This window comes from Spirosoma koreense (assembly GCF_054777875.1).
Genome location: NZ_BAAHAC010000022.1, coordinates 367,464 through 380,567, shown reverse-complemented (window position 1 = coordinate 380,567; position 13,104 = coordinate 367,464). Strand labels below are relative to the sequence as shown.

At 50.3% G+C, this 13,104-nt stretch carries 8 protein-coding genes; 1 reads left to right on the top strand and 7 read right to left on the bottom strand.

The genetic code is table 11. The features are described from left to right. The first annotated feature begins 116 nt into the window (after positions 1-116). Positions 117-902, top strand: coding sequence for a hypothetical protein (locus tag ACYVC2_RS15020; RefSeq protein ID WP_461103267.1), 786 nt, complete (start codon positions 117-119; stop codon positions 900-902). A 60-nt stretch (positions 903-962) separates the two neighbouring features. On the opposite strand, the gene ACYVC2_RS15015 is transcribed toward ACYVC2_RS15020, so the two are convergent. The 7 genes from ACYVC2_RS15015 to ACYVC2_RS14985 all read right to left on the bottom strand — a co-directional run bounded on the left by ACYVC2_RS15015 (position 963) and on the right by ACYVC2_RS14985 (position 13,093). Then, entirely contained in the window at positions 963-3,257 is a 2,295-nt protein-coding gene (locus ACYVC2_RS15015; protein WP_461103266.1) for a DUF7133 domain-containing protein, read from the bottom strand. Between the two features lie 167 nt (positions 3,258-3,424). Beyond that, complete coding sequence (locus ACYVC2_RS15010; RefSeq protein ID WP_461103265.1) at positions 3,425-4,063, bottom strand: 3-keto-disaccharide hydrolase; 639 nt, start codon at positions 4,061-4,063, stop codon at positions 3,425-3,427. A 72-nt stretch (positions 4,064-4,135) separates the two neighbouring features. Beyond that, positions 4,136-5,641 carry a RagB/SusD family nutrient uptake outer membrane protein gene (locus ACYVC2_RS15005; protein WP_461103264.1) on the bottom strand — a complete coding sequence of 502 codons (1,506 nt, stop codon included), beginning with the start codon at positions 5,639-5,641 and terminating at the stop codon, positions 4,136-4,138. Positions 5,642-5,654: 13 nt separating this feature from the next. Next, the gene (locus ACYVC2_RS15000) at positions 5,655-9,056 is read right to left on the bottom strand and encodes a TonB-dependent receptor (RefSeq protein WP_461103263.1); all 3,402 of its coding nucleotides are present in this window, start codon (positions 9,054-9,056) and stop codon (positions 5,655-5,657) included. A 231-nt stretch (positions 9,057-9,287) separates the two neighbouring features. Continuing rightward, positions 9,288-10,409: a FecR family protein gene (locus ACYVC2_RS14995; RefSeq protein WP_461103262.1), complete on the bottom strand. Its 1,122-nt coding sequence runs from the start codon at positions 10,407-10,409 to the stop codon at positions 9,288-9,290. Between the two features lie 70 nt (positions 10,410-10,479). Next, positions 10,480-11,115: an RNA polymerase sigma factor gene (locus tag ACYVC2_RS14990; RefSeq protein WP_461103261.1), complete on the bottom strand. Its 636-nt coding sequence runs from the start codon at positions 11,113-11,115 to the stop codon at positions 10,480-10,482. Between the two features lie 304 nt (positions 11,116-11,419). Continuing rightward, positions 11,420-13,093, bottom strand: a complete 1,674-nt coding sequence (locus tag ACYVC2_RS14985) for a tannase/feruloyl esterase family alpha/beta hydrolase (protein WP_461103260.1) — start codon at positions 13,091-13,093, stop codon at positions 11,420-11,422. Between the last annotated feature and the right edge of the window lie 11 nt (positions 13,094-13,104).

Here is a 13,104-nt window from a genome sequence, read left to right as displayed (position 1 = left end):
AATTCAAATCCGGGCTGTTGACCTGAGCCTAATTGGACTTACTAAACAATCCATGCCTTAGCTCACCTTTTAATAAATTGCCCCCGAGTTAATTACTATTTTTAGTAGGTTGGGCTATGCAAGAAATAGATCCGTTGAACCGGTTGATTCGCGATGAAGAACTCCGACGACGCGTTAGAAAAATAGTAGAGGAGCCTAAACAAAGCCGCTGGGAAAAATGGAGTGCGCATCCAATCACGTTGCTGTTGCTGGGTTTTTTACTTACATGGGGAGTTGGCGATATATTGACCAATAGTATCAAGCGTGGCGAATTAGAGACGCAGAAACGACTCGAACAAATCAAAGCAAAGCAGGAGTCGGGATTAGCGGCAGTCACAAAAATCTCAGAGTTGATGTATGAGCGCTACACAACGGCTAGTTTTCTAGCTTCATCGTTAAAACGAAAGGCAGGTCTGGAAGAAATCAAGCAGCGAAAAAACCTTTATGACGAAGCCTATATGAAATGGAATATACAGCTCCAAAATACGCAGCTTATTGTTAGAAATATCACCTCAGATTCTGCCTATTCAAATATTGAAGCCTATATACAGTACGGCCTTCGCCCCCACTACAATATGGTTGATAAACACTTGACCATTGGCTATGATGCTGCCCTGAAAGGTAAAGACTGGAATTATAGCAAAACGCCCATTGGAACCCAACTAACCAATTGCCTGGATTGCTGTTATGCTATTTCCAACTATTTGTGGATTCGAACTAATTTGTACGGTAATGAGCAAAATAGTAAAAGCCAATTAGTAAAAGCGGATAAAGAGCTAGCACGTAGATGCCCCAAGCAGCCAGAGAGCACTGACCTGGTCAACGATGAGCGTCAAGTCGATGAAACAGAAAGTGAATTATAAGACTTATTGTCAATTATAGCTTAGAGTGGGTTGGCTAGCAGCTTAAGATTAGCAGGACACTTACTTTTTGCTCTGCCGCAACAGATCGCGTTCCTTGAGCAACTCGTCCCAGGTCCAGGGCTTTGTCCGGCTGGTAGTTTGTTCACGAATCTTTTTGACCTGCTCGGGCTTAACGATAACGAAGTTATTCATGTAGCCCGACGACATTTCCGGGAAGCTCTGCATACCCAACTCCAGCCGAACATAGGTAAGTACTGAGGCAATCCATTCGTCGCTGTTGGTACCCATGGGTGGCATGAGTTCATGATACGTAACGCCCTCAACGGGGCCCGTCAACCCCTGAAGCAGGATCTTGATGACTTCGTCACGATTTTCCAGCAGTTTGAATTTGCCGGCCAGGTGGGGGGCAATTTTTGAGGGTGTTCCTTCACCCTGCGATCCGTGGCAAGCAGCACAGAGGGCGGTGAAAATCTGAGCGCCTTCCTGCACCAGCTGCCGATCGGCCGGGTTCAAAGCCGCCAGCCGACTACTACCTATTTTACGGATTTCCTCCGCTTTTTTCAACGTACGCTCTATACCCGTTAGCACGACGTGATCAGCATGAGCGACCAGAACGGATTGCGCAATGGCTTTTGCCTTAGCTGTTTTGCTATACGAAAGGGACAACACCAGTTGCGAAAGAACATCGTAACTCCCGTCGTTTTTTAGCGACTCCAGTTTGTCGAGCACTTGGGCATCATTCTTTTTGAGCCAGGGTTCACTGAGCCATACCGACGTTTTGCGCACCTCCGGATTAGGGTCGCCAAGCGTAGTCAGTACCGTTGCCTGATCAAGGGCATCCAGGCCCTCCAGCGTCCATAATGCATGTATACGCGTAAGGGTTGATGGTTTTTCGGTTAGTATCCCTTTCTGGCCCAGAGCAATTTGTCTGAGCAATGCCACCGCGGACTTATCATTCCGGACAATGATTTCTTTTTGGGCATTGTCCCGCCACCAGCCATTGGGATGTGCCAGATAGGTGATCAGTTTACGAGTCGGTTCGCTCAATAGTTTCGGAGCCGGACCGGGCTTCAGGCCATCGTAGACCAGCCGATAAATTCGGCCCCGCTGAATGTTCTTATCCAATCCTTTTGTTTTGATCTGATCGTAAAGATAACTGCCCGGCTGTGCCCAGGTCGATTCCTGGATGATGCCCCGATACATATCTACTATGTACAGGCAGCCATCCGGCCCCGTATAGGTGTTGATGGGCCGAAAATTCATATCGGTCGATGAGATGAACTCGTCCTGATGGTAGACATTGGCCAGCAACACTTTGCCATCTTTGTTCTGAATATTGGCCCGGCGGATCACCCGGGCAACCGGTTCGGCTACGATATAATCTCCGAAAATACTGGCCGGCAGCCGGTCGCCCCGAAAAACAGACTGCCCACAGATCGACGTAAAATCGGCCATGGTACTGTCGGGGCGCAATGTTTTTGGACCACCGTTCACATCGGGCGTTTTGATCGCTGACCAAACATGATTGAATCCCTCCTCAAACGCATCGGGGAAATCGAGCTGACCATAAGCGGGATTGATCTGAAAACCGGAAGCCGCAATGCCAGCAGCCGCCCGGCTGAAAAACACCCGTCCGTAATCGTCGTGAGTCAGGCCCCACTGACCGGCGGCATTAGGTAAGGTATCGGCTTTCAAAACACCGTTTTTGTACCGATACCGAATTGGATCGATGGTTTCGTATATCCAGTTGTCCAGGTTCCAGTCCAGCCCGCTACGCTGGTGTTCGACATTGCCAAACGCCTTCCGTTTGCTTTGAAAGACAGGTCTTTTTTTATCGGCTTTACCATCACCGTTGGTATCCTGATAAGCATAAATGTCGTAGGAGTCCGTTTCATTGACGAGTAATTCATGGCCAACGTTCAGAATGGCGCGGGGCATCAACAGGTGATCGATAAACACCGAACTTTTATCCATTTTGCCGTCACCATTGGTGTCTTCCAGCAGCATGACCCGGCTTCGGGGCTGGCTTTGGCCCGTAGCCAGTACGGTTTGCATGTATGTTTCCATTTGCGCCACATACAAGCGGGCATTGCCATCCCAGGCCAGCGCCACTGGTTCCGAAATCATCGGTTCGCTGGCAACTAGTTCAAGGTGATACCCCTTGGGTAGCCGGAACGTCTTCATGCTTTCGAGGGGCGAAAGCGGAACCCTAGAGGGCGTCTGGCTAACCGTACGGGGCGTTTCGAACGGGTCTTCCTGCGAAATGGCAACGGAGCTACCAGAGTCCCGATAAGCCGCGATAAACAGTATTGAAAAGAGACTGATGATGACGGTAATCCAGAACTTATTTTTCATGGTATTTAGCAGCATCACTGTAACTGATAGTTTGATGGTTGTTTTGACTTCTTCTGAGTTTTCTGTCATTCCGACGAAGGAGAAATCTTCTGGATGAAGCTGTTTTTATATTTCCGAAGATTCCTCCTTCGTCGGAATGACAGAAAACTCAGTATACTTATTGATTGTCAGGGAAGTTCGTCGAGCGTAATATCTTTGTAGGCAACCTGCGTTATGCCAGCTCCGTGGATTTGCAAACCGATCAACCCCGACTGTGGAATACTTTCATCCGATTCGGTATAGTCGACCGTTTGATTCCCGTTGATATACAACCGAATACGACGATTTTCGGCCCGAATCTCGTAGGCGTTCCAGTCGTTGATTTTGACCCATTTGGCCATCTGCACGGAATCGGGCTGGACCAGCGTTACCTTCCGGCGCGATTCGTCGTACAGGCTCCCCCAGTATTTGGGTCCCCAGTCGGCCTGATAGCCGATCATTTCGTAAGGCGGGTTCGTGAGTCGTTTGCTGCGAAACTGTATGCCCCCATTGACAAATCCTTTCGTGCCCGTCAGCCTGACTTTTAGCCGCATCACAAAGTTGGCATAGCTGCGCGTGGTACACAGGAAATCGTTATGCGGGACCATCTGGCCGGGTTGACCAGCAGCAATGGCACCGTTTTCGATTCGCCAGGTGTTTACCGTATCTCCCTCCCACCCCCGGAAAGTTTTGCCGTCAAACAGCGAGACGTTTTTTTTGCCAGGAGCAGGTAAAAAGCCAGTTAGAAACAGGGTTATAATTGCAGAAACACACAGAAACGTTTTCATCACTATACACGTAAATTAAAGGATTGGAACCTGTACTACCGCTAAGGCAGGGGTAGTACAGGCTATCTCAAGTCAATATCCTGGATTCTGCTTCAGATCAGGATTGGTAATGATTTCACTCACGGGAACCGGATAGAGCAGGTCCCGCTCCGTAATATTGAAAGCGGTGGCGATGGGGGCACTACCCGCCGGATAGTAATACGCCTGTGGATTGGCCTTGATTTTGGCAGCTTGAGCCGTCATCACCTGAACGGCTAATCCGCTCCGAACCAGATCGTGCCAACGCTTATTTTCAAAAGCCAGCTCAATCTGGCGTTCCTTCAGAATACTCATTCGCATATCAGCCTGACTGCCAGCAGCCAGCGGAGGCAAGCCCGCCCGTGCCCGAACCTGATTCAGATGGCCAGCGGCATCGGCCTGACGGCCTTGCTCGTTCGTGGCTTCGGCCAGCATCAGCAGTACTTCGGCATACCGGTAAATCGGCCCATTGTCGGCCGTTTGCCCATAGACCGCGTGTGGATGCAGGTATTTTTTGATGTAAGGTGTATGATTGTAGGTAATACCGATCAGGGGCGAGGGGCCCGTATAGAAGCCGATAGATGCCGAAAACCGCTGGTCTTTGAGTGTATCTTCATAAGCCTTCAGCAAATCGGGTGTCGGTACGTTGTAGCCGCCGTAATTCTGCTGCGAGGCAGGCTTTACCCCCGTCAGTATCGATGGATCGGCCAGTATGGGAATGAACAGATACGGCAAGGCATTATAAATTGCCTGTGAGGTTCCCTCGGCATACTGCACATCGAAGATCAGTTCGCTGTTGCCTTTGTTGGTCGGTTTGAAAATATCCGCATAGTTGGGCAAGAGGCTATAGCCAAGCGTGGTCACTATTTTCAGGGCTGTTTCGGCCTCCGGCCAGGATTTCTGATTGATATAGGCATCGGCTAAAAGCGTATATGCGGCTCCCGACGTGGCCCGGCCCGGTGCCGACGCTTTGGCAGGCAACAGTTTGGCAGCGGCTGCGGCATCAATCGTTATCTGCTTATACACGTCGGTAGCTTCAGCCCTTGCTTTAAAGGTGTCTTTGTAGCCTGTAGCTGGCTCCAGAAACAGCGGAACACCCCCGAAGTTTTTTACCAGATCGAAATACGCATACGCCCGCAAAAAAAGCGCCTGCCCTTTCAGGTTCGATTTAACCGCGTCATCGAAACCGGCCGCATCGATTGTTTTCAGTACCTGATTCGCACGGGCAATAATCAGGTAGCCGTTGGTCCACTTGCCCGACGTATACGTATTGTTGGTTTCCAGCGTAAAGGTCGCTGGATCTTCCTGCGGCTTTCCGCCACGCTGGGCTACGTTATAAATAAAGTAGGTATTGTCGGAACGCATCTCGTTCAGGATCCAATCCTGATTATAAAGTCCCTGAAGCGGTGCATAAATGCCCCCGACGGCCTGTTCAAAGTCGGTCTGCGACTTATAGAAGCTATCGGACGTTAACGACGTTTCCGGAATGACATCCAGAAATTCACGGCAGGCACTTAGCGAAAAAAACAGGATGCTTAAGGCTATGAGTTTGATTTTCATGACGAATCCTTTTTTAGAAACCGATATTTACTCCGAAACTAACCGTGCGGGGAACGGGGTACGATCCTTCATCGACACCCGGTGAACTGCCGCTGGCTGCATTGCGCGTGTTCACCTCCGGATTTCCCGGATAGTTGGTGATCAGCCAGGCATTCTGAATGCTGCTGTATACGCGCAGGCTCCGAATGGTTTTTATCTTTACCGGAAGTGTATAACCCAGGGTGATGTTCTTGAACGACAGGAAGCTACCGTCTTTCAGGTACCGGGTGCTCCAGCGGTCGCGCTCCAGATAGGTTGTTCCCTGCTGCACACTGCCATATTTGCCAGCACCGGGGTCGGTAGGTGATTTCCAGCGGTCTTTTACTTCTTCCAGCACGTTAAACGGCCCATCCAGATTGGTCAGCCAGTTCTCGTAGTGCGCCAGAATCTGGTTTCCGTAATTGCCCGTAATCGTTAGGCCGAGATCAAAATTCCGGAAATTGACCTGGTTGGTCAGACCAAAGATAAACTTGGGCCAGGGCGTACCGGTTGTGGTATAATCTTCCGGAAATGTGATTTTCCCATCGCCATTCAGATCCCGAAATTTGATGGTTCCTACTTGCGAGTCAGCGTATTTGGGTGAGTTATCAAAATCTTGCTGATTTTTATAAACGCCATCCCAAACCGCTCCGTAAAACAACCCAACGGGCGAACCCACCTGCGAGATATGGCTGTAGAACCCGTAGTTGACCATACCCTGATAGATCGCACTGGTTTTTTCGGTCGATAGTTTTTCGACCCGGTTCCGGTCGAAAGACAGGTTGAGAGTCGTTGTCCAGGTGAGCCGGTTGTTGCGAATATTGGTCGTGCTGAGGCCAATTTCATGGCCCCAGAATGTCAACTCGCCAATGTTGGTTTGAATACTGCTAAACCCGGATGACACGGGAACGGATACGTTATAAAGCAGATCGCTGGAGGTTGTACGGTAATAGTTATACGTCAACTGAATCCGGTCATTCAACAGGTAGACATCCGCCCCGATGTTAAACTGCTTTTTTCGTTCCCAGCCCAGGTTATTATCGCCCAGATTGTTGGCCGCCCTACCCTGAAAAAGCGTATTGCCGAAGTCGTAGTAGACCGGCCCGACCGTTGACCGAAAGGAGTAATTACCGATCTCGAAATTACCCGTGATCCCGTAGCTAGCCCGCAGCTTAAAAAATGAAACGGGCGTTACGCGCCAGAAATCCTCTTTCGAAACAATCCAGCCGACCGAAGCCGACGGGAAGTTCCCCCAGCGGTTGTTGGGCCCAAAACGCGATGAACCATCGCGACGAACCGAGGCCGTAAAGAGGTATTTACTTTTATAATTGTAGTTTAAACGAGCCAGAAACGACAGCAAGGCCCATTTCTGTACGTCGCTGGTAACGACAGTTCGTCCGGCGGCACTTACGGCCTGCACCTTATCATCGGTGTAATTGGTGGCAGTAATCAGATTGTTTTCGCTTCGGAACTGCTGGGCCGTGAAATCCACCAGCGCGTCGATGCTATGACCGTTAACTTCCTTCTGGTACGTCAGCGAGTTTTCGTTCATCCAGTTATACATCCGCGTCGTATTATCGGAGCCGCTCGGAATCCGGGGCGGAGGGGTAAACAAAACGCCAATGGTCGATGGGTTAAACTGGAATATGTTGTTGTTACTCAGCTGAATATTGGCCGTTGTCTTGGCTTTTAAGCCTTTTAGGATTTCATATTCAACGTAGGCGTTCGAAAGTAATGCCTGGGTTTTGTTCTTATACACTTTTTCCTGAGCCACGCGCAGCCAGTTTGGGTTTCCAAACGAAGCTGGGTCCGAGGCCGTCAGCGCCAGACTCCCGTCGGCATTGTAGGGACTGGCAAGTGGACTTGTTGCCAGCGCGCCGGAAATGATGTTTTCGGTACCATACGGTCCTCCGTCGGTTGCATAATTGGTGTTATAAGCATAATTAGGTGCCAGATTGAAGCCAATTTTGACTTTATCGGTGGGCGTAAATACCGTATTGATCCGAAGCGAAAGTCGTTGAAAACCTGTCCCAATGACAACCCCATCCTCTTTAAAGTAACCACCGGTCACGGACGTAAGGAAGTTTTTAGCCCCGGAACGGAGGGTCAGATTATAACTCTGAACCGCACCGGTTCGGGTAACCACATCAAACCAGTTGGTGCCTTTCCCGGCGTATTGCGCCGGATTCTGGAAAGCCGGATTTACGGCCCTGCCATTCGATTCGGCAATTTCTTTCTGAAACTGGGCGTATTGCTCGGCGTTCATCATTTTCAGCTTCCGGGCATCGGGAATCTTTTCAAAGCCGTAGTAGGCGTTGAAATCAATTTGCGTTTTGCCTGCTTTCGCTTGTTTCGTTTGAATCAGGACCACCCCATTACCGGCCCGCGATCCATAGAGCGAGGAGGAAGCCGCGTCTTTCAACACGCTGATGCTTTCTATTTCGGCCGGATTGATCGTGTTGATATCGCCCGTAATCGGCATTCCATCAACGACATACAGCGGGTTAGCCCCAGCCGTAATAGACACGGACCCCCGAACTTTGATGTTCATGCCCTCGCCAGGGCGTCCGCTTACCTGGTCGATACGCACCCCCACCAGTTTACCCTGTAGCATTTGCGCCACCTGCGCTACCGGCGGATCTTTTAACTCTTTGGCCGACGCAATGGCAATAGCGCCCGTGATATCCTCTTTTTGCTGCGTACCGTAGCCCACGACTACCACTTCATTCAGCGATTTCTGATCGGGCGCAAGCTGTACATCCACTGTGGTGCGGTTGCCAACGAGCACTTCCTGATTACTGTAGCCAACAAACGAAAAGACCAGCGTTGTCGTGGCTTTGCTGCCCGGATCATCCGGAACAACCAGCTTGTAGGTACCCTCCGCATCGGTGGTGGTGCCACGCGTGGTACCTTTGAGAACGACGCTCACCCCTGGCAGTCCTTCGCCCGTTTCGCTGGTGACCGTCCCGGTGATGGTTAGGTCGGCAAACTCGGCGGATGCGGCATAGGGAGCAGGCCCCACGTCGCCCATATCGTCTGCGGATGGCCCACGCACAATGGCAATCTGACTACCGGTCACCACATACCGTAGTTGCAGGGGCCTCAATAGCCGTTCGAGCACCGTAGCCAGTTTTTCCTCCGAAACCAACAGGGAAACTTTTCGGTCAATCTGAACGATCTGTCGGCTATAGACGAACTTGACATGCGCCGTTTTTTCCAGCGTTAGGAGTGCCTGTCGGATCGTGTTATTATCCAGCCGAAGGCTGACCCGTTGCTCCAGAAGCTCCTGGCCCTTCGCGGCCAGCGCTCCATTCGCCAATGCCACCGTAAGCAACAACTGGAGTAGCGACATTCGCATAAGCATCCGAATCGTTTCGTGGTTTGTAAACTTGTACATAACTTGGGGTAGGTTTAGTTATTCCGGGCAAAGGAGTAGCTACACCGGTCGGCGGTGGCCCGAAATAGCCGCCCGATCGGTCCAATACCCCCGCTATGTTCGCAGCATAGCGGGTTTTTTAATGAAGAATGAAGAGTGAAAAATGAAGAATAACTAATGAAGAAATGGAAGGGCTGTTTGGTAGCAACACGTAATCTATTCTACACTTTTCATTCTTCATTTTTCACTTATTTACGAGCAGCCTTTGCTGGTAATGATGATCCGCGTATCGACTACCTCATACGATGCACCGATGGAGGCACATAATAATTGCAGTTGATCATACAGCGGAACACCTGCCAACGAGGCTGTGAGGGTGCAATGCCGCAAAGCCGAAGCGTCATAGATGATTTCTACACCATACGCTTTTTTTAGTCGGTCGAAAACGTTCGTAGCCGGGATATCGTCGAAATGGAAGGTTTCATGATTTTCTGCGGCTGCAGGAACCACCATAGGCCTGGGTACCAGTTCTTTCTGATAGCTATTCAGACCCGGATTGTACGTTACCTGCTGATTGGCCGTCAGTACCACGCCCGACACCGGGTTACTACTCGACGTTCGGGAAGCCATCCAGGCTTTATGGTCCATAACGGATACCTTCCCGGATATAACCGATACCCGCATATGGGTTTCGCCTGGGCGCGCCTGAACCCGAAAACGGGTGCCCAGGACGCGGGTAACCAAGGTGCCACTATAAACCAGAAACGGCCGTTTTCCTTCGTGAACAACCGAAAACAAGGCATCTCCTTTCAAGTAAACCTCGCGCCTATCGGCATCGAACGAGCGTGGGTACGATGCCTGACTATACGCCATCAGGGTCATCTGGCTCCCATCGGGCAGCGAAAGGCGAACTGGCTGAGAGGTACCGTTCACCTGATTTACCCACCGATCATTCGAGGCTTTCTCTGGGCTGAAAAAGGGGCTCTTCCCGGCTAAAGATGGTAACGATTGTCGTCCTTCAATAAACCACCAGCCTGCACCCAGGACCAGGACCACCAAAGCGGCAGCCAGCCAGTGATACGGACTCCAAGCGCTTTTAAGGATTTGCCATTTTGATTGCGTCGGTACGTGTCGGGTCAGTTTAACAATCCGGTCCACTTCCAGACGCTCCTGATCGGCAGACAAGGCATGGGGACGATTTTTAAGGGCTTCTGCCATGTCTTTAGCCAACAGCAACGTATGCCGCTGGGCTGGATTCTGTTTTTGCCATTCCTCCCAGAATTGCCGCGCTTCGGGGTGATCGTGTTTTACCCAGGCCAGAAACCAGTTATCGGTCAGAAAATCCTCGACGGTATAGTATTGATACGTTTTCATAGCGTATGAGAGTCAGCCAGTTCGGGAATAAATTGGGATGTTAAGCAGGAGTATACTCAGTACGCAATGGTTATTTGGAAATCGACTCGTTTAACCACCAGCCGAACAATGATAGCAGCGATGGCCAGCTTTCCCGCAACCGGCTCAGACCACGATGCAGCAGATTCGCCACCGATTGTTTGTTGACCGCCAGTACATCAGCGATTTCATCGTTCGATAATTCCGCATAAAATTTCAGGTGAATGGCTTCGCGCTGCCGGTCGGAAAGGGTTGCCAGCAGTGTGTTTAAGCGAGCTGTCTGGTATTCAGACAATTCAGTACGAATCAGGGCTTGTTCGGCGGTAATCTCTTCTGAACTGACATCATCGAACGGAACACCATCTTCACTGATAAGAGCCGAATGGCGCATCACTTCCCGATGTATTTTTCGCCTTAATGATTTGTAGAGGTAAGGCCGGATGTAAGGCGTTTGCACAATCTTGTGCCGATAGGTCCACATATCCAGAAACAGATCCTGCAGGCAATCTTTCAGCAGATCAGAATCGCGGGTGAATCGTCCACCGTAAAAGTGAAGTTCCCGGTAAAAATGCTGCACCAGCTTCTGGAAGGCTTCCTGATGACCTTCTCTAAACTGCTGCCAGATCAGCGTTTCGTCCGTTTTCTCCCAAGTATTAGGTGCCGGCTGGTCTATGTTGAGTTTCAGCATAATCTCTTCCCTATTAAGAGCGATTCATTAACTAGCCTTGTACGTCCCGACGGAAGTGGATATGCTGGTTAATAGGGGAGATAATTCAAATAATACTCAGTATTATACAAAAATATATTTTAGCTGAAGTTCTATCAATTCAGCCGATAATTTATAAACCTGAACGCGGTTACAGAAAGGTTAATAATGGTTTTTCAACTGGATCACTATTGGCAAACTAAGTTGTTGCCCTAGGTTAAAGCCTGTTCGAAAATACCTGCGAAAACCCGGTATAAATCAGGATAAGACCTCAACAGGTATAAATTCACTTAACATATTTTTCAGCAGGCTTCAAGACGTTACCGTATGGATAATCAATCCCCTGAAAACTAGCTGGAGAATTGGGGTCACCACCCTTATAGGTAGGAAGCTTCGGATACGGATAGATCGGACGCTGGAATCGGATCTCATTCGTAACAATACCGTCTTTATACGCCGTGGCAATCAGTTGATCAGGGGCAGAGTCGTGTTCTACCCAGTTAATCAAGGCATTGAGTAGATCATGCCTGCTATCCTGATTTCCCTGAAGCGACAGGTGTTGCCCGCAGTCATTTAAACCCGGCCCTCCTCCGCAGTGAGCCATGCCAGGGATGAGAAAAAACCGAAAAAACGCCTGGGTCCGTTTCAAGTCGCCTTGCCGCTCAACAACCCGTTCATAATAATGAAGCGCATCCTGATAAGGAACCAAGGGGTCAGCCGTTCCAGCATACATTACCAATTTCCCACCCCGCTTCTTAAAGGATTCTAAGTCAGGGTTATTTGCATTCAGGATCGGAGCCAGTACAGAATCCAGTCGGGTCTGATCGCGGTCAAAATCGAAGGTTGTATAATCGAAATCAGCGCCGAATACCCATTTGTATTGATAAAAAAGAGAGCCGGGTGCCTGAGCCGGATTTTGCTGATACTCGATTCCGGCTTCACTGCCGAGGGGTAAGGGTGTGTAAATCCGTTCGCCCGTCCGAGGATTGATCGGCCCTGCATATATTTTTTTCAGGGCCGTTACCTGCGCCTGGGTGAGACAGTTTCCATCGTCGGTTCCGTCTGGACATCGGGGTAGGATTTCCGGATCGAACCGGCAAGCTCTGGGGTCGGTCAGGAAATTATCTCCGGGCGCTCCACCGTCTTTACCAGCACAGGCTTTCATGACGGCAGTGGTGATGAGAGCTAGTTTTTCTTTGGGTAGAAACGCACTGCCGGGTATCTGATTGGTCGCTTTGTAGTTCCACACAAAGCCGGTGTGCAGGTGCGTCCGATTGTTGGCGGGTGCACCCGCCAAAATACCATCATAGTCGTCCGGATAGCGCTGGGATTCCATTAACGCCTGTTGGCCCCCCGTCGAACAACCGGCAAAATAAGCATGATGGAAAGGTTTTTTATAATAAGCCTGGGTAATGGCTTTCGCACTTACCGTCATCTGGTGGGTAGCTCGGTGCCCAAAATCGGTCCAACGTTCGGGATGTCCGACGGCCTGGTTGGCATTGGGTGATGTACCCATGTCGGTATTGGTGGTAGCGAATCCTCGCTTAACGCCATTGGCCAGTGCCTCATACGCAACACTACCGGCTCCCCCACCCGTACCCGTTCCCAGAAATCGTCCGTTCCAATTGGCTGTCGGCAGCCAGACTTCAATATGAATAGCCGAATTTGGGACGGGGGTCAATGTTGCCGCTACCCGGCAGAACGAGGGTAAACCAGTAATCGGCTGGTTGCTTCCTGGCGGTGTAAACGTCCCGGCGGAGACACATTCCGCCGTAGTAATTGTTGCGCCTGGGAGGGCTAGTTTACCTAACTGCTGACAGCCGCAGTCATTTTGATTCGCAGCAACGCCAGTGCGGACAGAATCGGACCGGGAAAGTCTACCCGTTGTCTGGGCATTTACGATTGAATAAGTCAATACGTAGAACAGCGTAAGCAGTAGCCGAATGGTTTGCCGTGTCATATCGGTCGTCG